The organism is Streptomyces sp. NPDC085927 (assembly GCF_044540975.1).
GTDB classification, from domain to species: domain Bacteria; phylum Actinomycetota; class Actinomycetes; order Streptomycetales; family Streptomycetaceae; genus Streptomyces; species Streptomyces hirsutus.
Genome location: NZ_JBITSN010000012.1, coordinates 64,596 through 84,984, shown reverse-complemented (window position 1 = coordinate 84,984; position 20,389 = coordinate 64,596). Strand labels below are relative to the sequence as shown.

Annotated in this window: 18 protein-coding genes; 8 read left to right on the top strand and 10 right to left on the bottom strand. The window is 72.1% G+C overall.

All coding sequences use genetic code 11. The features are described 5' to 3' along the window. Positions 1 to 36 precede the first annotated feature (36 nt). A complete protein-coding gene (gene aztB, locus ACIF80_RS27205) occupies positions 37 to 894 on the bottom strand; it encodes a zinc ABC transporter permease AztB (RefSeq protein ID WP_399809534.1) in 858 nt (285 codons plus the stop codon). 14 nt (positions 895 to 908) lie between these two features. Between aztB and aztA the strand changes: the two genes are divergently transcribed. Continuing rightward, the gene (gene aztA, locus ACIF80_RS27200) at positions 909 to 1,649 is read left to right on the top strand and encodes a zinc ABC transporter ATP-binding protein AztA (protein WP_399809533.1); all 741 of its coding nucleotides are present in this window, start codon (positions 909 to 911) and stop codon (positions 1,647 to 1,649) included. 62 nt (positions 1,650 to 1,711) lie between these two features. Here the strand turns inward: aztA and ACIF80_RS27195 are convergent, their stop codons facing one another. From ACIF80_RS27195 to ACIF80_RS27165, 7 genes are all read right to left on the bottom strand, one after another. Beyond that, positions 1,712 to 2,194, bottom strand: a complete 483-nt coding sequence (locus ACIF80_RS27195; protein WP_399809724.1) for a PaaI family thioesterase — start codon at positions 2,192 to 2,194, stop codon at positions 1,712 to 1,714. A gap of 333 nt (positions 2,195 to 2,527) precedes the next feature. After that, entirely contained in the window at positions 2,528 to 3,202 is a 675-nt protein-coding gene (locus ACIF80_RS27190; protein ID WP_399809531.1) for an N-acetylmannosamine-6-phosphate 2-epimerase, read from the bottom strand. Beyond that, entirely contained in the window at positions 3,199 to 4,203 is a 1,005-nt protein-coding gene (locus tag ACIF80_RS27185; protein ID WP_399809530.1) for an ROK family protein, read from the bottom strand. Before ACIF80_RS27185 ends, ACIF80_RS27190 begins: the two co-directional genes overlap by 4 nt. Next, positions 4,200 to 5,159: a dihydrodipicolinate synthase family protein gene (locus tag ACIF80_RS27180; protein WP_399809529.1), complete on the bottom strand. Its 960-nt coding sequence runs from the start codon at positions 5,157 to 5,159 to the stop codon at positions 4,200 to 4,202. Before ACIF80_RS27180 ends, ACIF80_RS27185 begins: the two co-directional genes overlap by 4 nt. 154 nt (positions 5,160 to 5,313) lie before the next feature. After that, complete coding sequence (locus tag ACIF80_RS27175; RefSeq protein WP_399809528.1) at positions 5,314 to 6,807, bottom strand: exo-alpha-sialidase; 1,494 nt, start codon at positions 6,805 to 6,807, stop codon at positions 5,314 to 5,316. Between the two features lie 26 nt (positions 6,808 to 6,833). Continuing rightward, a complete protein-coding gene (locus tag ACIF80_RS27170) occupies positions 6,834 to 7,883 on the bottom strand; it encodes an acetylxylan esterase (protein WP_399809527.1) in 1,050 nt (349 codons plus the stop codon). Between the two features lie 236 nt (positions 7,884 to 8,119). After that, positions 8,120 to 8,872, bottom strand: coding sequence for a FadR/GntR family transcriptional regulator (locus tag ACIF80_RS27165; RefSeq protein WP_399809526.1), 753 nt, complete (start codon positions 8,870 to 8,872; stop codon positions 8,120 to 8,122). 185 nt (positions 8,873 to 9,057) lie between these two features. On the opposite strand from ACIF80_RS27165, the gene ACIF80_RS27160 reads away from it, so the two are divergent. The 7 genes from ACIF80_RS27160 to ACIF80_RS27130 all read left to right on the top strand — a co-directional run bounded on the left by ACIF80_RS27160 (position 9,058) and on the right by ACIF80_RS27130 (position 17,807). After that, positions 9,058 to 10,611 (top strand): ABC transporter substrate-binding protein, encoded by a 1,554-nt coding sequence (locus tag ACIF80_RS27160; RefSeq protein WP_399809524.1) that lies wholly within the window; start codon positions 9,058 to 9,060, stop codon positions 10,609 to 10,611. Positions 10,612 to 10,690: 79 nt separating this feature from the next. Continuing rightward, positions 10,691 to 11,641, top strand: a complete 951-nt coding sequence (locus ACIF80_RS27155) for an ABC transporter permease (protein WP_399809522.1) — start codon at positions 10,691 to 10,693, stop codon at positions 11,639 to 11,641. Then, positions 11,641 to 13,617, top strand: coding sequence for a dipeptide/oligopeptide/nickel ABC transporter permease/ATP-binding protein (locus ACIF80_RS27150; protein WP_399809521.1), 1,977 nt, complete (start codon positions 11,641 to 11,643; stop codon positions 13,615 to 13,617). Before ACIF80_RS27155 ends, ACIF80_RS27150 begins: the two co-directional genes overlap by 1 nt. Beyond that, positions 13,614 to 14,654: an oligopeptide/dipeptide ABC transporter ATP-binding protein gene (locus ACIF80_RS27145; protein WP_399809520.1), complete on the top strand. Its 1,041-nt coding sequence runs from the start codon at positions 13,614 to 13,616 to the stop codon at positions 14,652 to 14,654. Before ACIF80_RS27150 ends, ACIF80_RS27145 begins: the two co-directional genes overlap by 4 nt. Before the next feature lie 203 nt (positions 14,655 to 14,857). Continuing rightward, a complete protein-coding gene (locus ACIF80_RS27140) occupies positions 14,858 to 15,673 on the top strand; it encodes an SAM-dependent methyltransferase (protein ID WP_399809518.1) in 816 nt (271 codons plus the stop codon). 141 nt (positions 15,674 to 15,814) lie between these two features. Further along, positions 15,815 to 16,879: a biotin/lipoate A/B protein ligase family protein gene (locus tag ACIF80_RS27135; protein WP_399809516.1), complete on the top strand. Its 1,065-nt coding sequence runs from the start codon at positions 15,815 to 15,817 to the stop codon at positions 16,877 to 16,879. Positions 16,880 to 17,141: 262 nt separating this feature from the next. After that, the gene (locus tag ACIF80_RS27130) at positions 17,142 to 17,807 is read left to right on the top strand and encodes a hypothetical protein (RefSeq protein WP_399809515.1); all 666 of its coding nucleotides are present in this window, start codon (positions 17,142 to 17,144) and stop codon (positions 17,805 to 17,807) included. A 72-nt stretch (positions 17,808 to 17,879) separates the two neighbouring features. On the opposite strand, the gene ACIF80_RS27125 is transcribed toward ACIF80_RS27130, so the two are convergent. Then, entirely contained in the window at positions 17,880 to 18,902 is a 1,023-nt protein-coding gene (locus tag ACIF80_RS27125; RefSeq protein WP_399809513.1) for a TIGR03842 family LLM class F420-dependent oxidoreductase, read from the bottom strand. Positions 18,903 to 18,913: 11 nt separating this feature from the next. Next, the gene (hydA, locus tag ACIF80_RS27120) at positions 18,914 to 20,314 is read right to left on the bottom strand and encodes a dihydropyrimidinase (protein WP_399809511.1); all 1,401 of its coding nucleotides are present in this window, start codon (positions 20,312 to 20,314) and stop codon (positions 18,914 to 18,916) included. Between the last annotated feature and the right edge of the window lie 75 nt (positions 20,315 to 20,389).

Below are 20,389 nucleotides of genomic sequence, written 5' to 3'. Positions count from 1 at the left end.
CGGGTTCTCGGGCCGGGCCTCTTCGGCCGGGTCCCGTCAGGCGGTCGCCACGGCGCGGCCGGCCTCCCGGCGCTCGCGGCGGCGGTGGCGGACGCCCGATGCCAGGTGGGAGAGGAAGAACAGGCCCACCGCGAGGGCCGAGACGGTCGCGCCGGCGGCGGTGCTCAGGTGCCAGGAGAGCAGCAGGCCGAAGAAGGTGGCGGCCGCGCCGAGCAGCGCCGCGATCGCCATCACCGTCCGCACGCTGCGCGCCCACGGCAGCGCGGCCGCCGGCGGGGCGATGAGCAGGCCCAGGACCAGCAGCGTCCCCACGATGTGGAAGGAGGCGACGATGGCCAGTGTCAGCAGGCCCAGCAGGACGGCGTGGGCGACGCGCGGACGCAGACCGAGGGTGCGGGCCTTGCGCGGGTCGAACGCCAGGGCGAGGAAGGCGCGGTGGCCGAGGACCGAGACGGTCAGCGCCAGCAGCAGGGCCGCGCCCAGCAGGAGCAGGTCCTGTTCCCGGACGGCGAGGACGTCGCCGAAGAGGAACCCGGTCAGGTCGACCGCGAAGGACTGCGAGCGCGAGACGATGATGACGCCGAGGGACAGCATCCCGACGAAGAGCAGGCCGATCCCGGTGTCCTGGGACAGCCTCGGGGTACGCCCGAGGGCGGTGACCCCGGCCGTCATCACGGCCGCGCTCAGCAGCGCTCCCGCCAGCAGGTTGCCCCCCAGAAGCGCGGCGAGCGCGACGCCGGGCAGCAGTCCGTGCGACATGGCGTCACCGAGGAAGGCCATTCCCCTCAGCACCACCCAGGTGCCCGCCAGGGCGCAGATCGCCGACACCAACATCCCGCCCCACAGGGCCCTTTGCACGAAGGTCACCTCGAAAGGGCCTGTCAACCATTCCATGCGAGCACACTACAATGACAATCATGTTCAATAAAACCCCCTCCTCTGCCGCCGGGGACCGGATGCCGCCCCGCGTCCGCTTCACCGGGCTCTCCGCGGGCCACCCCGGCCGCCCCGTGCTCGATCGACTCGACGGCGAGATACCGGCGTTGGCCGTGACAGCGCTGATCGGCCCGAACGGCAGCGGGAAGTCCACGCTGCTCGGGGTTCTGGCCGGCGTGATCCGCCCCACCGCGGGCGAGGTCCGGCACGACGGAGCCCGGCCGCCGGCGTTCGTCCCGCAGCGCGGGGCCGTCGGTGACGCGCTTCCCCTGACGGTCCGGCAGACCGTGGAGATGGGGCGCTGGGGCGAGCGGGGACCATGGCGCCGGCTCACGCGGCGCGACCGGACGGTGGTGGACGAGGTCATGGAGCGCCTCGGCATCGCTGCGCTCGCCGCCCGTCAGCTCGGCGAGCTCTCCGGCGGGCAGAGGCAGCGCACGCTCATGGCACAGGGCCTCGCCCAGGAGTCGGACCTGCTCCTGCTGGACGAGCCGGCCACCGGCCTCGACCCCGAGGGCAGGGAGCGCATGGCGACGCTGCTGACGGAGCTGGTCGCCGACGGGGTGACCCTCGTCCACGCCACACACGACCTGGACGCGGCACGCTCGGCGGACACGTGCCTGCTGCTGCGCGACGGCCGCCTGGCCGGCCAGGGACCGCCGGACCGGCTCCTCACCCCGACGGCACTCGCCCACCTGTGGCAACCGGTGTGAGACCTGCGCCGGCCGCGCGGACCGCTCCCGCGGACCGGTCCCGCGGGCTCACGCCTCCGGTCTCACGCCTCGGGGCGGTCCACCCGGATCAGCGTCTGCTGCCCGTGGGCGACGAGCTTCCGCTCACCGTCGTCCCGGACGCCGAACACCTCCAGCCGGCACACGGTCAGGGTACGGCCGGACTTCAGGACCGTCCCGATCGCCTCGACGCGGCTGCCGACGGCGGGCGCGAGGAGGTTGATCTTGTACTCGACGGTGAGCACTTCGGTGTTCTCGGGAAACAGCGTCAAGGCGGCGTAGCCGCCGGCGCTGTCCGCGACGGCACTGGTGGCGCCGGCGTGGAAGTAACCGTGCTGCTGGGTCACTTCGGGCCGGCGCGGGAGTTCGATGTGCACGCGGCCGGGTCCGATGTGGGTGACCCGCGCGCCGAGGTGGGCCATCAGCCCCTGGCGGTCGAAACTGTCCCGGACCCGCTCCCGCACCTCGGCGCTCGCCAGTTCCTCCTGCTGCGTCGGGTCTTCCACGTGCTCTCCCTCGACGGACATCATCACGGCCGGTGACGGAGGCCGGGCCGTCGGCGGGCACGGCGTCCCCGGACAGGGAACCTCTCCGACGACGATCGTCGCACCCGACCCGCAGGACACGGTGCGGGCAGGAGGGTGGGGCACGGTGATCCGCGTCGGCGGGGCGGGCGTCCCCTCTCCCCCGCGCAGCGGTCCTCACTCCTGTGAAGGGCCGCTGCGCCCGTGCGCCCCCTGCTCGGCCGTCACCGGCGGGAGCGGACGGTTCCTCGTCGCGTGGAGTCCCTCGCGGAGGGGGAGGCCGGCGACCGGGTCACCCCGGTCGCCGGACGACGACCCGGCGTTCCGCCGGCACGCTCAGGGGGTGAGTCCGGCCACGAAGGTGCGGGTCAGCGCGGTCGGTGCGGTGATGGCGGTGCCCACGACGACGCTCAGCGCGCCCACCGACAGGGCCTCGGCGGCCTGCTCCGGGGTCGCGATCCGGCCCTCGGCGATCACCGGGACGGGGACCGCGGCAGCGAGGTCGGCGACGAGGGCCAGGTCGGGGGCGGTCTGGCGGGGCGTGCCCGGCACGTACCCGGACAGCGTCGTCCCCACGAAGTCGGCGCCCCGGGCGGCGGCTGCGCGGCCCTCGTCGAAGGTCGACACGTCGGCCATGACCAGGGCGCCCGCCGCGTGAACGGCCTCGACCAGGTCCGCGAAGGTGCTGCCGTCGGGCCGCGGGCGCGCGGTGGCGTCGGCGGCGACGACCGCGGCTCCGGCCTCGACGAGGGCGAGGGCGTGGCGCACGGTCGGGGTGATGTAGACGCCGGTGTCGCCGTCCTTCCACAGCCCGATCACGGGCAGGCCGACGGCGGCGACGGTGGCCGCGACGACCTCCGGCTCGTTGACGCGCACGGCCGCCGCGCCGCCGGCCTCGGCCGCGCGGGCCAGGCGTACCAGCGTGTCGGTCTGGCGCATCGGGTCGCCGGGCGGGGCCTGGCAGGACACGATCAGTCGGCCCTTCAGGGCGTCGGCCAGGGTCAGGGTCATCGAGGAACTCCGGTGGCTCGAGGACTGTGCAGGGGCAGGGTGCGGGTCAGCGCCGCGGCGCCGTGCACCGCGGCGTCGGATCCGCCGCCCGGCGGGGCGGGGCGCAGGCCCCGCAGCGGGGGCATGAGTTCGGCGGCGAAGGCGGCGCTCAGGGCGTCCGTGTACAGCGCTCCGATGCGGGGCACGCCACCGCCGACGACGACGTGGTCGGCCCCCAGCGTGTTGGCGAGGCCGCCCAGGGCGCGGCCGACGGCCTCGGCGCCCAGGACGATGGCCGCGGTGGCGTGCGGGTCACCCTGGGCCGCGCGGGCGGCCACGGTCTCCAAGCGGTCGGCCGGGACTCCGCTCATCCGCGTGTAGTGGGCGGTGATGCCGGGGCCCGCCGCGATCGCCTCGAGATGGCCGGTGGCGCCGCAGGTGCAGGGCAGCCCCTCGGCCTCGGGACTCGGCAGGTGGCCGAGATGTCCGGCGATGCCGGCCGCACCGTGCAGCATGCGTCCCTCGGCGGCGACGGCGCCGCCGACGCCGGTGCCGACGGCCGCGTAGATCAGCGTGGGCCGTGGGCCGTCCGTGCCGCCGTCGCCGTGCGCGGCGCCGTTCCCGCGGCCGGTGCCGCCCTTCTGGAGGGCGGCCAGTTCCGTGGCCGCAGCGGCGCGTACGTCGTTGTCGCAGGCCACCGGGAGCCCGGTGCGGGTGGCGAGGCCGGTGGCCAGGGCGGTGCCGGCCCAGCCGCGGATCGTGTCGGTCGCGCTGGTGACGGTTCCGGTGGCGGGGTCGATCACTCCGGCGGCCGCGACGCCGATCGCCCTCGTGCCCGGTGCCCGGACCGCGCGGGCGGCCTCGGCCAGCGCGTCGAGCACCGCCTCGGCCCCCTCGGTCGCCGGTGTGGGCAGGGAATGCCGGTCCAGGACGGCGCCGTCGGCCCCGACCAGGGCGGCGGCGATCTTCGTACCGCCCAGGTCGAGGCCGATGACGCTCGCGTCCGGTTGCTGCGTCGTCATCGGACCGGAAGCAGTCCGGCGCCGCGCAGCCGCTGCTCGACGAAGGCGATCGACGCCTCGCCCAGCTGGATCTGCGGGGTCGCGGTGGTGCCGTGCGTGAACACCCCGAGCAGCCGCAGCGCGTGCTTGAAGGCGCCGATGGCGGAGGAGTTGGGGCCCATCTCGTCCCCCGGCCCGGCGTCGACCATGCCGAACAGCTCGACGAGCCGCTCCTGTTCCTTGACGGCGCTGTCCAGGTCGCCGCCGCGCACGGCGTCGTAGAGGCGCACGTATCCGGCGGGGTCCACGTTGCCCAGGCCGGGGACGACGCCGTCGGCACCCGCCAGCAGGGCGGCGTCCACGGTCAGTTCGGAGCCGGTGAGGATGCTGAAGGAGGGGGCCGGGCCGTCGGCGCGGCCGTGCCGCCCGCCGAGCTGGACGATGAGCCGGCGCAGGCCGCCCTCGTCGCCGCTGCTGTCCTTGAGGCCGGCGAGCGTGCCGTCCTCGGCGAGTTCGCGTACCAGGGAGGTGGAGAGCTTGCTGTGCACGGAGACCGGCAGGTCGTAGGCGTACAGGGGCAGGTCGACGCGGGCGCGGAGGGTGCGGAAGTGGTGGGCGATCTCCCGGGGGTGGGTCCGGGTGTAGAAGGGCGCGGTCGCGACCAGGGCGTCGGCGCCCGCCTCGCGCGCGGCCTCCGCGTGGTCGATCACCCGGGGGGTGGTCGTGTCGATGACGCCGGCGAGCACGGGGACGCGTCCGGCGACGGCGTCCACGACGGTCCGCAGCGCCACCGCACGCTGCCGGTCGGTGAGGAAGGCGACCTCACTGCTGGAACCGAGCGCGAACAGGCCGTGCACTCCCCCGCTCACGAGGTGCTCGACGTGCCGGGTGAGTGAGGCGGTGTCGACCTCGCCCGAAGCGTCCAGGGGGGTGCAGACGGGCGGCACGACGCCGCGCAGCGGCTGGGACGGGGACATGAGAGTGCTCCTGGGTTGTGCGGTGGTGGTACGGAAGGAAACGGGCCGCCCGCCGATGGGTGGTGGGCGGGCGGCCCGGGTGGAACGGGGAGTGCCTGTCGTCATGGATCAGGCGCTGCCCCGCGAGAACCCGGCGTGATCGGCCGGGCGGACCTCAGGGGGCCGTGACGGTGAACTTGCTGTCTCCGTAGGAATTCTGGCTGCCGCGGACCGTGTAGGTGGCGGTGGCCTGCACGGTGCCCGCCGTGGCGTTCGCCGGCACGGTGACGGGGATCTTGACGTTCGCTCCCTGGCCCGGGTTGAGCGCGGGCATGTCCACGGCCGGGGCGCTGTAGCCCGCCGGCAGCTTGAGGGAGACCTTGCCGGCCGGGAGGAGGACGTCGTTCTGGCTGACGACCCGGACGGTGACCTCGGTGGTCTTCCCGGCGGGCAGGGAGGCGGGCGGGGTGACGGTGACCGGTGCGCAGACACCGCCGAGCCACTTGAGGTCGAAGGAGGAGTAGGTGATGTGCTGGTAGTTGTTGCGTTCCCAGAGCATGCCCACGCGGGAGTTGGAGCCCGTGCCGTCGTCCAGTGGGGTGAGCGTCGAGTAGGCGGCCGAGCCGGCCTCGGCGGTCTTGCGGATCGGCCAGTTCTGCCCGTTGTCGCAGGACAGGCGGACGGTGAGGTTGCTGCGGCTGTTGGTGGTCGCCGTGTTGCTGAACAGCAGCCAGGAGGCCCGCGGGTGGGAGGCGGCGACGCCCGGCGCGAAGCGGGCGATGGAGCCGTTGTTGGCGGGGTCGGGCAGTTCGGTGTCCTGCTGGAAGGGGGTGTAGGTGACACCGCCGTCGGAGGAGTAGGCGACCGTGCGGTAGGGCGCGGAGCGGTTGTTGAGCATGACGCGGCCGTCGGACAGCTCCACGGTCTTGTTCTCGTCGCCGCCCGGCCCGACGGGGGTGCCCATCTTCCAGGTGGCGCCGTGGTCGTCGCTGTAGGCGCTGACCGCGTAGTTGGCGCCGTTGTTGCGGATGGCGTACTGCTGGATCAGGCGGCCCTTGTGGGTGCCGTGCCGCAGCTGGATGCCCTCGCCGGAGGCGGCGAACATGCCGGCCCAGGCCGGGTTCTTGATCTCCGCGGTGATCCGCTCGTGCTTCCAGGTCAGGCCGTCGTCGTCGGAGTAACTGTAGTCGGCCTGCAGGACGTTGGGGTCGCTCTCGTCGTTGCCGGTCCCGGAGCCGAAGAAGCCCTGGTTCACGGAGGCGGCGTAGAAGACGAAGATCCGTCCGGTCTCCCGGTCGACCAGGAGGCTGGGGTCCCCGTAGCCCTTGGGGGCGGCTTCCTTGCGCACGACCTGCTGCGTCTGCCAGGTGGCGCCGCCGTCGGTGCTGCGGCGGAGCACGACGCCGAGGTTGCCGGGCAGGTCGGCCAGCGTGGGGCGGGCGTCGTACGAGGCGATCAGGGTGCCCTTGGTGGTGCGGGTCAGGGCGGGGATGCGGTAGTAGGGGGAACCCGTGCCCGCGGTCGCGATGTTCTGCGAGGTGAAGGTGCCGGCGGCTGCGGCTGCGGGGGCGGGCTGGTCCGCGGCGTGGGCGGTGGGGGTGGTGACGGCCAGGACCGTCAGTGCCGCGGCGGCGGTGGCGGTGATGCCGAGGGGGACTCTTCGCTGCATGGACAGGCCTCTTCTCTGGTGAGGGGTCAGGCGAGTTGGGGATCGTGCAGTGCGGAGAGAACGGTGGAGCCCACGGGGTCCGCGGAGTCCACCGGGTTCTTGGGGCGGGGCGGGGCGAGCCGTTCCCGCAGCCAGGCGAGCTGTTCGCGCCGGTGGTGGCCGCCGCCGCCCTCGTGGCCGTTGAACTCGTAGACGCGCAGGTCCTTGTCGCCGCCGTAGCGGTGGTAGGCGGCGAAGCAGGTGGAGGGCGGGCAGATCTCGTCCATCATGGCGATGGAGAAGAGGGCCGGTGCCGTCGCGCGCGAGGCGAGCAGTGCCGCGTCGACGTAGGACAGGGTGGTGAAGACGGTCTCGGTGCGCTCGCGGTGCAGGCGCAGGTACTCCGCGACCTCGGTGTAGGGCGGTTGGGCCGCGATGTTCGCCCCGCGCCGGATGTCGCACAGGAACGGGACGTCGGGCATCACGCCGGCGAGACCCGGCACGAGGGCGGCCGCCGCGAGCGCGATGCCGCCGCCCTGGCTGATGCCGGTCACGACGGTCCGGGCGGGGTCGACGGCCGGGTGCGCGCGGGCCGCCTCGACGAAGCGGACGGCGTCGGTGAACACACGGCGGTAGTAGTGGTCGTGGGGGCTTTCGACGCCGCGGGTGAGGAACCCGGGCACGGTACCGCCCACGTCCGCGGTGTCGGGGGTGTCGCCGCCGGCGGTGGACCAGCCCTGGCCGCGGGTGTCCATGATGAAGTGCGCGTAGCCGGCGTTCGCCCAGAGCACCTGCTCGTGCGCCAGTCCGCGTCCGCGTCCGTAGCCGAGGAACTCCACCACGCAGCCCAGCGGGCCCTCGGCCCCGACGGGCAGGTGCAGCCAGCCGCGGACCGGCTCGCCGGCGAAGCCCGGCACCGTCACGTCGCAGGTCGTCACCTGGGTCAGCCCGGTCTCCACGGGCACGAAGCGGGCGGGTCCGCCGGCCGCCCGGGCCTGAGCGAGGGTCCGGTCCCAGAAGGCGTCGAGGTCGGCGGGTTCGTCGAGGTCGGGCCGCAGCGTCAGGCACTGGGCGAGGGTGAGGTCCGTCAGTGGCATGAGGGGGCCCCGGTGGGTGAGGCGTGCGCGCGGCGCAGCGCGGAGGTACGGAAGGGAACCGGCCGGGCCGGCCCCCGCATCAAGAGCAGACGTCTGATGTCTGTTGTCCTGGGACCCTAGAGACCCGGGCGACGGCCGTCAAGTGCGCCGGCCTCGCGCTCCGGGGCCCCCTCGCCCGCACGACACGACGGAGGCGCCCCTGCGGAAGGGACGCCTCCGTCGTCGCCGCAGACCGGTCAGCGGCGGGCGCGGGCCTCCGCGATCCGCCGCCGTACCGGCGCGTAGTGTTCGGTCAGCGCCGCCGCGAACTCGGCGGGGTCGCGATCCCGGACGGCGTCCACGATGCGCTGGTGGTTGGCGATGGTGGCGGCCTCGTGCTCGTGCGTGAAGACGTCGAGGTGCGGCGCGACGATGACGTAGACGTCCCAGAACGCCGTGGACAGCTGGCCGACGAGGTCGTTGCCCAGCGGGGCGAGGAGGAGGGTGTGGAAGGCCCGGTCGGCCTCGACGAAGCCGTGCCCCTCCCCCGCGCCGGCCTTGCGCATCTCGTCGACGAGGCCGTCGAGACGGTCGATCTGCTCGTCACGGAGGGAGGTGACGAGCCGGTCGGCCATACCCCGTTCGAACAGTTCGCGCACCTCGATGAGGTCGCTCAGCACCTGGAAGTCGTCGTCGGGACTGAGCAGGCCGCGGAAGGTCAGGCTCTCCACCAGGGCGGACAGGCTCAGCCGTCCGACATAGGTGCCGTGCCCGTGCCGCACCTCGACGATGTCGAGCGCGGTCAGGATCCTGATGGCCTCCCGCACACTGGACCGGCTCGCGCCGAGCGCCTCGCACAGGGCGGGCTCGGTCGGCAAAGGATCTCCCGGACGCAGCGCGTTGCGCAGAATATAGGACTTGATGCCGTCGACGACCTCCTGTCTCAACGGCTGTCGTACCGTCTTGGGCTCCGGCACCGTGTGCCGAATCGCCCCTTTCCCCACCGCCACCTCTTGACCCCTCTCCCTTGCCCGGCTACGTTCCCACGTTATCAAGCATCAGACATCAGACGTCTGATGCGCAGTCGGTGAGGTTCCGACCACATCCGCCCCCTTTCAGCTCGCCCTCTCCCATCTCCCGCATGGAGGACCCCTTGTCCGCGCGCAGTACAGCCGGCGTCGATCGCCGCACCTTCATGAGATACACCAGTGCCATCGGTGTGGCGACCGCGGTCACCGCGGGCCTGACGGCCTGCGGAGGCCCGGCCTCCAGCGGAGACGGTACCGGCGACTCGGGCAGCGGCAGCGACACCATCGAAGCCGGTCTCTCCTACCCGCTCTCGACGGGCTTCGACCCGATGATCACCTCGGGTGCGACCCCGTACGCCGCCAACATGCACATCTTCGAGGGCCTGGTGGACCTCGACCCGGCCACCCTCGCGGCGCGTCCGGCGCTGGCCACCGAGATGCCCAAGAAGGTCAACGCGACCACCTACCGGGCCACCCTGCGCAAAGGCGCGACCTTCCACGACGGTTCCGCGGTCACCGCGGACGACGTGGTGTTCAGCTTCGAGCGTGTCCTGGACGAGAAGAACGCCTCCCTGATGGCGCAGTTCGTCCCGTTCATCGACAAGGTCACCGCCGTCGACGCGTCGACGGTCGAGTTCAAGCTGAAGTACGCCTTCGCGCTCTTCCCGTCCCGCATATCCGTGGTGCGCATCGTGCCGAAGAAGATCGCCGGCGCCGACCCCAAGGCCTTCGACGCCAAGCCCGTCGGCTCGGGCCCGTACCGTTTCGTGTCGGCGGTCCGCGAGGACAAGATCGTCATGGAGGCGTACGACAAGTACAACGGCCCGCACCCGGCCAAGGCCAAGAAGATGGTCTGGCGCCTCATGTCCGACCCGTCCGCGCGGGTCAGCGCGCTCAAGTCCGGACGGGTCCAGGCCATCGAGGACGTGCCCTACATCGACGTCAAGGGCTTTACCGGCAAGGACAAGGTGGAGTCGGTCCAGTCCTTCGGACTGCTCTTCCTCATGTTCAACTGCGCCGACAAGCGTTTCGAGGACAAGCGGGTGCGGCAGGCCCTGCACTACGCGCTCGACACCGAGAAGATCATCTCGACGGCGCTGCTGGGCAACGCCGAGGCCGCCACCGGTTACGTGCCGGCCACGCACCCCGAGTACCACAAGGCCGCCACCGTCTACCGCCACGACCCGGCCAAGGCGAAGAAGCTGCTCGCCGAGGCGGGCGCGGGCAAGCTCTCCTTCACCCTGCTGCTCACCGACAACGGCTGGGTCAAGGACATCGCGCCCCTGATCAAGGAGAGCTGGGCGGCCGTCGGTGTCGAGGTCAAGCTCGACATCCAGCAGTCCCCGGCCCAGTACGCCAAGATCGACAAGGGTGACTTCGAAGCCCTGGCCGCCCCGGGCGACCCGTCCGTCTTCGGCAACGACGCCGACCTGCTGCTGCGCTGGTTCTACTACGGCTTCTGGCCGGAGAACCGCTACGGATGGAAGGGCTCCGCGGCCTACAAGAAGACCAAGTCGCTGCTCGACAAGGCCGCGACGGAGGCCGACGAGGCCAAGCGCAAGGAGCTGTGGGGCCAGGTCACCGACCTGGTCGCCGAGGAGGCGGCCCTGTATCCGGTGCTGCACCGCAAGCTGCCCACCGCATGGCGGGAGGGAACGCTGACGGGGTTCAAGCCGCTGCCCACCACCGGGCTGTCGTTCATCGACGTCGGCCGCGCCTGAGCCTCGTCCGTCCGGACCGCCGGGCCGCCGCAACGCCACGGGGGCGGCGGCCCGGCCCCCAATCTCTAGGAACCTCACGATGGTTGCATTTCTCCGGCTCGCGCTGCGCCGCGTCGCGATGATGCCGGTGATGGTCCTCGGCATCGCGCTGCTGGTCTTCGTCGTCCTGCAGTTCTCGCCGGCCGACCCCGCCTACAACGCGCTCGGCGACTCGGCGAGCCCCGAGGCACGGGCCGCGTTCGCCGAGGCCAACGGACTGAACGACCCCTTGCCGGTGCGCTACTTCGCCTTCCTGGGCGATCTGCTGCAGGGGGACCTGGGTGTCACCATGTCCCCCAGCCAGCCCATCATCGACCGGATCGCCAACGCGTTCCCGCTCACGCTGCAGCTGACCCTGCTCGGCCTCACGCTGGCCGTCGTGCTGGCGCTGGTCTTCGGCGTCACCAGCGCCGTCTACCGGGACCGCTGGCCGGACCAGGTCTTCCGGGTGCTGTCGATGGCCGGGATCGCCCTGCCCTCGTTCTGGCTCGGTGTGCTGCTCATCCAGCAGTTCTCGCTGAACATGCCGCTCTTCCCGACGGGCGGCTACGTCAATCCGGCCGACTCGTTCTCCGGATGGCTCGAGAGCATGACGCTGCCCGCGCTGTCCCTCGCGGTGCCCGTCGCCTCGTCGCTGGCCCGCCTGGTGCGCACCTCGATGGTCTCCGAACTCGACCGCGACTACGTGCGCACCGCCCGGGGCAGCGGCCTGCCGCCCTTCCTGATCATCCGCTCGGTGCTCCGCAACGCCCTGGTCACCCCGCTGACCGTGCTCGGCGTCAAGGTCGGCTACATGCTCAGCGGCGCCGTCGTCATCGAGGCGATCTTCGACCTGCCCGGCATGGGCAAGCTGATCCTCGAGGGCGTCAACGGAGGCGACGTCGGCCTGGTCCAGGGCACCGTGCTCACCATCGCGGTCGCCTTCCTCGTGGTCAACGTCGTCGTCGACCTGCTCTACCTGCTCGTCAACCCGCGCATCAGGACGGTGTGATGTTCGCTCCACGCTCCCTCGCCGAGCGGCTGGCCCCCGGCGCCCGCCTGCGCCGCCTGCCCGTGCCCTCCCGGATCGCCCTCGGAGTCCTGCTGGTGGTGGTGCTGGGCGCGGTGTTCGCCCCGCTGCTCACGCAGGACCCCCTGGCCACCGGCATCCCCGCCCAGGCGCCGGGCGCCGACCACTGGTTCGGCACCGACCGGGCCGGCCGGGACGTGTTCGCCCGGGTGGTGCACGGTGCGCGCTACTCTCTCGTCATCGGTCTCGGCGCGACCTTCCTCGCCCTGGTCATCGGTTCGGCCCTGGGCGCCCTGGCGGCCACCTCGCGCAAGTTCGCCGACGAGTCGGTGATGCGCACGCTCGACGTCGTGATGTCGTTCCCGCCGATCGCGCTGGCCGCCGTGCTCGTCGCCGTCTTCGGGCCCAGCGTCCCGGTCATCATCTTCACCATCGCCTTCGTCTACTCGCCCTCGCTCGCCCGGGTGGTGCGGGCCAACGTGCTGGAGCAGTACGGCGAGGACTACGTCGCCGCGGAGCAGGTCATCGGCGCCCGCCGCGGCTACATCGTGGCCCGGCACGTCGCCATCAACTGTGCTGCGCCGGTCATGGTGTTCGCGACCGTCATGGTGGCCGACTCCATCATCTTCGAGGCGAGCCTGTCCTTCATCGGCGCCGGCGTGCAGGACCCGGACCCCAGCTGGGGCAGCGTCCTGGCCTACGGCCGGCAGATCCTGCTGTCGGGCGGCTGGTGGGCGACCCTCTTCCCCGGCCTGTGCGTGCTGGTCACGGTGCTCGCGCTGAACGTGCTGTCCGAGGGCATGACGGACGCCGCCGCCTCGCCGGACAAGGCCCGCACCGGTGGCGGCGACTCCGACGAGAACCTCGCCGCGGCCGCCGCACCCGCGGCCGACGAGAAGACGGTGGACGCCGCGCTCGCCGAACTCGCGACCCGGCTCGCGGCCATGGAGCCCGCTGTTCCGCCGCTGCGCGAGGACGCGCCCGAACTGCTCGTCGTACGCGACCTGTCCATCCGGTTCCCCGACCGCTACGGCGACACCCGCGTCGTCGACGGCATCTCCTTCACCGTCCGCGAGGGCGAGACCCTCGGACTGGTCGGCGAGTCCGGCTGCGGCAAGTCGATCACCAGCCTCGCGATCATGGGGCTGCTGGCCCGCAACGCCGAGGCCGAGGGCGAGATCCTGTACCGCGGCCGCGACCTGCTGACGCTGTCGCCGAAGGAGCGCCGGGCGCTCATGGGCCCGGAGATCGCCATGGTCTACCAGGACGCCATGTCGTCCCTGAACCCGTCCGTGCTGATCGGCACCCAGCTGGGGTGGCTCACCTCCCGCGGCGGCACCCGCACCCCCACCGAACTGCTCGAACTGGTCGGCCTGTCCCCCGAACGCACGCTGCGCAGCTACCCCCACGAACTCTCCGGCGGCCAGCGCCAGCGCGTGCTGATCGCCATGGCGCTCTCCCGCAGTCCGCGGCTGCTCATCGCCGACGAACCGACCACCGCGCTCGACGTCACCGTGCAGGCCCAGGTCGTCGAACTGCTGATCGAGCTGCGTGACGAGCTCGGCTTCGCGATGGTCCTCGTCTCGCACGACCTGGCCCTGGTCGGCGACCTCGCCCACCGGGTCGCGGTGATGTACGCCGGTCAGGTCGCCGAGGCCGGCGACACCCGCTCGCTGCTGACCGACCCGGCGCACCACTACAGCCGGGGGCTGCTCGGCTCGGTCGTCTCGCTGGAGTCGGGGGCGCAGCGGCTGCACCAGATCCGCGGTGTCGTGCCGGCCCCTAAGGCGTTCGGAGCCGGCTGCCGGTTCGCGTCCCGCTGTCCCGCCGCCACCGACCTGTGCGCCACCACCCCGCCGCCCGCCGCCGACCGCGAGGCCCGGGGGGACCATCTCTTCGCCTGCCACCACCCCGCACCCGCGAACCGGTCGGCGAAGTCGCTGGAGAGCGCCCGATGACCGCCCCGAAGGACACCGCCATGGACCCTCTCATCCGGCTCGACCACATCCACGTACGGCACAGGGCCCGCAGCGGGGGCATCCTGCGCCGGGACTCGGTGCACGCCCTGACCGACGCCTCCCTGGAGGTCCGGCGCGGCGAGATCCTCGGCCTGGTCGGCGAGTCGGGCTGCGGCAAGTCCACCCTGGCCCGCGTGGTCACCGGACTGCAGCGTCCCACCGAGGGACAGGTCTACTTCCGGGGCCAGGACCTGTGGACGATGAGCGCCGCCGAGCGCCGCAACACGTTCGGTTCCGCCGTCGGCGTGGTCTTCCAGGACGCCTCCACCGCGCTGAACCCGCGGCTTCCCGTGCGCCGGATCCTGCGCGATCCGCTGGACGTGCACAAGCGCGGTACGGGCGTGGAGCGGGAACGGCGGGTCGAGGAACTCCTCGACCTGGTCGGCCTGCCCGGCCACACCCTGGAGGCGCTGCCCGGCCAGTTGTCCGGCGGCCAGCGCCAGCGTGTGGCCATCGCCCGCGCGCTGGCCCTGGAACCGGAGCTGATCGTCGCCGACGAGCCCACCAGCGCCCTGGACGTGTCGGTGCGCGCCCAGATCCTCAATCTGCTGGTCGATCTGCGGGCCCGTCTCGGCCTCGGCATGGTGTTCATCTCCCACGACGTGCAGACGGTGCGCTATCTGGCGGACCGCATCGCGGTGCTGTACCTGGGCCGCGTGGTGGAGGAGGGCGGGGCCGCACAGGTCTCCGGCGCCTCACGCCACCCGTACACCGAGGCCCTGCTCTCCGCCACGCCGAGTCTGCTGGAGCGCCCCGAGCGCATCGTCCTGCACGGACCGGTTCCCTCGGCGACCAACCCGCCGTCCGGCTGCCCGTTCCGCACCCGCTGCTGGAAGGCGGACGACGCGTGCGCCACCACCTTCCCCACGGTGGCCGACACGCCCGACGGCCACCGGTGGCACTGCGTACACCCGCAGACCCCCGGTGCGGACGCCGCCGCGGCGTCCCTGCCGGAAAACGCGGCAAGCGCCACGTAACAGCCGACGGACGGTGCGCGGTCGACCGCGCACCGTCCGTCGGTGCCACCGACCGGCGCCACCGACGGCGTCAAGCGGAATCCGTCCATGCCCCGCGGGAGTGACGAACTGAAGTGCGCAACAACACTGTTGAGACGTAAGTTGTGGGGCAACACACCCGCTGGCTGAACACGCCTGCCTCGGCTGAGAGACGGACCGTACCCATGAGCGACCCCGAGACGACGCCCGGAACCGCCGCACACCAGAAGATCGACACCTCGGTGCCGCATTCGGCCCGGATCTGGAACTACTGGCTGGGCGGCAAGGACAACTACCCGGTCGACGAGGAGGCCGGCGACGCGTACACCGGTGTCTTCCCCGGCATCGTGACCATCGCCCGCAGCAGCCGGGCCTTCCTGCGGCGCAACATCACGTATCTGGTGTCCGAGGCCGGCATCCGGCAGTTCCTGGACATCGGGACGGGCCTGCCGACCGCCGACAACACCCACGAGGTCGCCCAGCGCATCGCCCCGGAGAGCAGGATCGTCTACGTCGACAACGACCCGATGGTCCTGGCGCACGCCCGCGCCCTGCTCTACTCCACCTCCGAGGGAGCGACCGCCTACGTCGACTCGAACGTGCTGAACCCGGAGCGTGTCCTGGCCGCCGCCGCCGAGACCCTGGACTTCTCCCGCCCCACCGCCCTCATCCTCAGCAACATCCTGGGCCACATCTCCGACTACGACGAGGCGCGTTCCATCGTGACGCGGCTGATGGACGCGCTGCCGTCCGGCAGCTACCTGTCCGTCAACGACGGTTCCCGGGGCTTCGACCCGGGGTTCGAGCAGGCCCAGGACGGCTACAACAAGAGCGGTGCCGTCCCGTACAACCTGCGTACCGTCGAGGAGATCACCTCGTTCTTCGACGGCCTGGAGCTCCTGGAGCCCGGCGTGGTCTCGGTCACCCGGTGGCGCCCGGACGCCGACGCGTCCGACGCGCCGGTCATCGCCGAGCACGGCGGTCTCGCCCGCAAGCCGTGACGCCCTGACGGGCCACGGGCTTCTGCGGCCCGTGGCCCGGACCTGGCCCCGCGCGTCCCCGCCGGCCCGCCCGCGTGCCGGCGGGAACACCGCGACCGCCTCCGGTGTTGATCCCGTGCGACGGGACGAAAGGCGGAGACGGTGCACGGTGAGTACAAGGTTCCCGGCGGCAAGCTGGTCGTCGTGGACGTCGAGGTGACGGACGGCGTACTGCGGAACACGCGGGTCGCGGGCGATTTCTTCCTCGAACCGGACGAGGCGCTGGACGCCGTGAACCACGCTCTGGACGGTGCCCCGGCGGACCTGGACGCGGCCGGGCTCGCCGCGCGGATCGACGCCGCGCTTCCCGAGGGGACCGTGATGTACGGGCTGACCTCGGCGGGCGTCGCCGTCGCGGTGCGCCGCGCGGTCGCCCGCGCCACCGACTGGTCGGACTACGACTGGCAGCTGATCCACGAGGGTCCGCAGCCCCCGGCGCTGCACATGGCGCTGGACGAGGTGCTGACGGCGGAGGTCGCCGCGGGACGCCGTCCGCCGACGCTGCGGGTGTGGGAGTGGGGCGGTCCCGCGGTGATCATCGGCAGTTTCCAGTCGCTGCGCAACGAGGTCGACCCGGAGGGGGCCGAGCGGCACGGCATCGAGGTGGTGCGCCGCATCTCCGGCGGCGGCGCGATGTTCGTCGAACCCGGCAACACCATCACGTACTCGCTGTCCGTGCCGGAGTCCCTGGTGCAGGGGCTGTCCTTCCAGGACAGTTACGCCTACCTCGACGACTGGGTGCTCGGCGCCCTCGGTGACATGGGGATCAGGGCCTGGTACCAGCCGCTGAACGACATCACCACCGACCAGGGCAAGATCGCCGGCGCCGCCCAGAAGCGGATGGTGGGCCCGGACGGCGGTCCGGGTGCGGTACTGCACCACGTGACGATGGCGTACGACATCGACGCCGGCAAGATGCTCGAGGTGCTGCGCATCGGCAAGGAGAAGATGTCCGACAAGGGCACCAGGAGCGCCAAGAAGCGCGTCGACCCGCTCCGCCGGCAGACGGGCCTGCCCCGCGAGACGGTCATCGAGAACATGATCGGCTCCTTCCGCGCCCGGTACGGCGTGTCCGGCGGCAAGGTGACCGACGAGGAGCTGGCCCGCGCCCGGGAGTTGGCACGGACCAAGTTCACGACCCCTCAGTGGACCGCGCGCGTGCCCTGACCCACCGGGTGGCCCGCCCGCCGGCCCGCTCCGCGCCCACCCGTCGACCGGCGTCGTGATGCCTCCGCGACGCCGTCACGACGTCTCAAATCGCCTGAATCCAGGGGAAGTACGGCAAAGCACCGCCCCCTCGTGTTGCTCCCCCGTCACCCCGCGCCTACGGAGCGAGTTCGCACTTCCGCCCCACCGGGAAGCGTGTGAGACTGGCGTCCCGTCCGCAGTGCGGGCACCCTTCCGCACCGACCCCCACGAGAAGTGCGCCGTGCGTTCCTTTCCTCTGCCGATAGCCCTGACCGCGCGCCTGTCCCCGGTGGTCGTCCTCGCCGCGGCGGGCTGGGCACTGTCGTCCGGGTCCTCCTCCGAGCCGCAGGCCGCCGAGAAGAAGCCGCCGGAGACGACGGCGTCGCAGTCCGCCTCCGCCCCGTCGACGACGGCCGTGCCGAAGACGTACACCGCCGCTCCCGCGCCCTGCGGCAGCATCGCCGAGAAGACCGTCAAGTCCCTTGTGCCCGGGGCGAAGGCGGCCGGCAAGGAGATCAAGTCCACCGACTCCGAGCTGCGCCGGACCTGTTCGTGGAACGCGCTCGACGGCTACGAGTACCGCTGGCTCGACGTGTCCTTCGAGGTCCTGCAGTCGGACGACGCGGCCGAGAAGTCGTACCAGGGGCGACTGAAGGACAGGAGCGGCGGGGGCGCGGTCCCCGGGCTCGGTGACGCCGCGTACTCGGTCGTGGACCTCGCCACCGAGGACAAGCAGCAGACCCGGGAGGGCGTGGTGGTGGCCCGCGCCTCCAACGCGCTGGTGGTCGTGACGTACAACGGCAGCGACTTCGAGTCGAAGAAGGCCCCCTCCACGGACGAGATCAACAAGGGCGCCATCAAGGCCGCCAAGGAAGCGGTGGCGGCCCTGCTGGCGGGCAAGGCCTGAGTCCGGCGGGTACGACGGACCGGGGCAGGGGGTGCGCCTCGGCAGCCGGGACACCGGCCTTGGGGGCGCGGGTCAGCCGTTGACCGCCGGGATCACGTGCGTCCCGTACACGTCGATCACGGTCTCCGGGGCGTCGTGCATGTCGTAGACGGCGAACTGGTCGACGCCCAGCGCGCGGAGCGCCTTCAGTTTCCCGACGTGCTGCTCCGCCGTGCCGATCAGGCAGAACCGGTCGACGATCCGGTCGGGCACGAACGCGGTGTCGGGGTTGCCGCTGCGGCCGTGGTGGGCGTAGTCGTAGTCCTGGCGGGAGGCGATGTAGTCGGTCAGTTCGTGCGGTACGACGCCGCTCTCGGCGCCGTACCGGGCCACCAGGTCGGCGACGTGGTTGCCGACCATCCCGCCGAACCAGCGGCACTGTTCGCGCGCGTGGGCGAGTGCTTCCGGTGAGTCGTCCTCGGTGACGTAGGCCGGGGCGGCGACGCAGACGGTCACCTCGGCGGGGTCGCGCCCGGCGGCGACGGCGGCGTCCTTGACCGCCTTGACCATGGTCTCGGTGAGGTAGGGGTCGGCGAGCTGGAGGATGAAGCCGTCGGCCTCCTCCCCCGCCATCCGCAGTGCCTTCGGCCCGTACGCGGCCATCCACACGGGGAGCCGGGAGTCCTCCTTGATCCAGGGGAAGCGGACGACGGTGCCGCCGCCGAGGTCGGCCTCCCCGCCCTCGGCGAGGGTACGGATGACCTTCATGGCCTCGCTCATGCGGGCCAGGGTGTTGGGGGCACGGCCGGCGACCCGCATCGCGGAGTCGCCCCGGCCGATGCCGCAGACGGTGCGGTTGCCGAACATGTCGTTGAGGGTGGCGAAGGTGGAGGCGGTGACCTCCCAGGTGCGGGTGCCCGGGTTGGTGACCATCGGGCCGACGGTCAGCGTCGTCGTGTGGGCCAGGATCTGGCTGTGGATGACGAACGGTTCCTGCCAGAGCACGGCGGAGTCGAAGGTCCAGCCGTGGGTGAAGCCGGCCTGTTCGGCGCGCTTCATCAGGCCGACGACCCGCGAGGCCGGCGGGTCGGTCTGCAGAACGAGTCCGAAGTCCATGCGCACCGCTCCTAGGTGAGGTACTGACAGGTGGACCGCGGGGTGTAGACGCCGTGTCCGGCGCGTCCGGTGTACTCCCGCTCGGTGATGACGGGTTCGCCGCGCGAGAGGACGGTCTCGACGCGGCCGGTGACGCGCTTGCCCTCGTAGGCCGAGTAGTCGACGTTCATGTGGTGGGTCCTGGCGGAGATGACCTGCTCGGCGTGCGGGTCGTAGATCACGACGTCGGCGTCGGCGCCCGGCGCGAGCGTGCCCTTCTTCGGGTACAGGCCGAACATGCGGGCCGGGGTGGCGCAGGCGATCTCGATCCAGCGGCGGCGGGTGAGGTGCCCGTCGACGACTGCCTGGTGGAGCAGGTCCATGCGGTTCTCGACGCCCGGCAGACCGTTGGGGATCTTCGAGAAGTCGCCGCGGCCGAGGTCCTTCTGGCCGGTGAAGCAGAACGGGCAGTGGTCGGTGGAGACCACCTGGAGGTCGTTGGTGCGCAGGCCCCGCCACAGCGCGGCCTGGTGCTCCTTCGGCCTCAGGGGCGTGCTGCACACGTACTTGGCGCCCTCGAAGTCCGGCTCGGCGAGGTTGTCGGCGGACAGGAACAGGTACTGCGGGCAGGTTTCGCCGAAGACGTTCAGTCCCTCGTCGCGGGCCCGTGCCAGTTCGGCGACCGCCTCCGTCGCGGAGACGTGGACGACGTACAGCGGGGCACCGGCGACCTGCGCGAGGCGGATGGCGCGGTGGGTGGCCTCGGCCTCGAGCAGGGCCTTGCGGACCTCGCCGTGGTAGCGGGGGTCGGTCTCGCCGCGGGCCAGGGCCTGTTCGACGAGCACGTCGATCGCGATGCCGTTCTCGGCGTGCATCATGATCAGGCCGCCGTTCTCGGCGGAGCGCTGCATGGCGCGCAGGATCTGTCCGTCGTCGCTGTAGAAGACGCCGGGGTAGGCCATGAACTGCTTGAAGGAGGTGACGCCCTCCTCGACCAGCAGGTCCATCTCCTTGAGGGTGTCCGGGTTCACGTCGGAGACGATCATGTGGAAGCCGTAGTCGATGGCGCAGTTGCCCTCGGCCTTGGCGTGCCAGGTGTCCAGTCCCTCGCGCAGGGAGTGGCCGACGCTCTGCACGGCGAAGTCGACGACCGTCGTCGTGCCGCCCCAGGCGGCGGCCCGGGTGCCGGTCTCGAAGGTGTCGGAGGCGAAGGTGCCGCCGAACGGCAGCTCCATGTGGGTGTGCGCGTCGACGCCGCCCGGCAGGACGTACTTCCCGGTGGCGTCGATGGTCCGGTCGGCGGTGAACGCCCGGGCGGCCGGGGTGCCCGAGGCGGCGAGGGCGGCGACGCGGCCGTCCTCGATCAGGACGTCGGCGTGGAGTTCGTCGGAGGCGGTGATGACGAGGCCACCCCGGATGACGGTACGGATCATGCGTGCACGCTCCGCTGGGTCGTGGTCGAAAGGTGCGGGTCGTTGGTGGCCGGCCGCATGGTCCCCGCGCCCCTC

Coding starts and splice junctions, on each gene's coding strand:
- ACIF80_RS27160 (WP_399809524.1), top strand. CDS start 9,058: ATGAGATACACCAGTGCCATCGGTGTGGCGACCGCGGTCACCGCGGGC.
- hydA (WP_399809511.1), bottom strand. CDS start 20,314: ATGATCCGTACCGTCATCCGGGGTGGCCTCGTCATCACCGCCTCCGAC.
- ACIF80_RS27195 (WP_399809724.1), bottom strand. CDS start 2,194: ATGTCCGTCGAGGGAGAGCACGTGGAAGACCCGACGCAGCAGGAGGAA.
- ACIF80_RS27190 (WP_399809531.1), bottom strand. CDS start 3,202: ATGACCCTGACCCTGGCCGACGCCCTGAAGGGCCGACTGATCGTGTCC.
- ACIF80_RS27185 (WP_399809530.1), bottom strand. CDS start 4,203: ATGACGACGCAGCAACCGGACGCGAGCGTCATCGGCCTCGACCTGGGC.
- ACIF80_RS27170 (WP_399809527.1), bottom strand. CDS start 7,883: ATGCCACTGACGGACCTCACCCTCGCCCAGTGCCTGACGCTGCGGCCC.
- ACIF80_RS27180 (WP_399809529.1), bottom strand. CDS start 5,159: ATGTCCCCGTCCCAGCCGCTGCGCGGCGTCGTGCCGCCCGTCTGCACC.
- aztA (WP_399809533.1), top strand. CDS start 909: ATGACAATCATGTTCAATAAAACCCCCTCCTCTGCCGCCGGGGACCGG.
- ACIF80_RS27145 (WP_399809520.1), top strand. CDS start 13,614: ATGACCGCCCCGAAGGACACCGCCATGGACCCTCTCATCCGGCTCGAC.
- ACIF80_RS27150 (WP_399809521.1), top strand. CDS start 11,641: ATGTTCGCTCCACGCTCCCTCGCCGAGCGGCTGGCCCCCGGCGCCCGC.
- ACIF80_RS27175 (WP_399809528.1), bottom strand. CDS start 6,807: ATGCAGCGAAGAGTCCCCCTCGGCATCACCGCCACCGCCGCCGCGGCA.
- aztB (WP_399809534.1), bottom strand. CDS start 894: ATGGAATGGTTGACAGGCCCTTTCGAGGTGACCTTCGTGCAAAGGGCC.
- ACIF80_RS27155 (WP_399809522.1), top strand. CDS start 10,691: ATGGTTGCATTTCTCCGGCTCGCGCTGCGCCGCGTCGCGATGATGCCG.
- ACIF80_RS27140 (WP_399809518.1), top strand. CDS start 14,858: ATGAGCGACCCCGAGACGACGCCCGGAACCGCCGCACACCAGAAGATC.
- ACIF80_RS27125 (WP_399809513.1), bottom strand. CDS start 18,902: ATGGACTTCGGACTCGTTCTGCAGACCGACCCGCCGGCCTCGCGGGTC.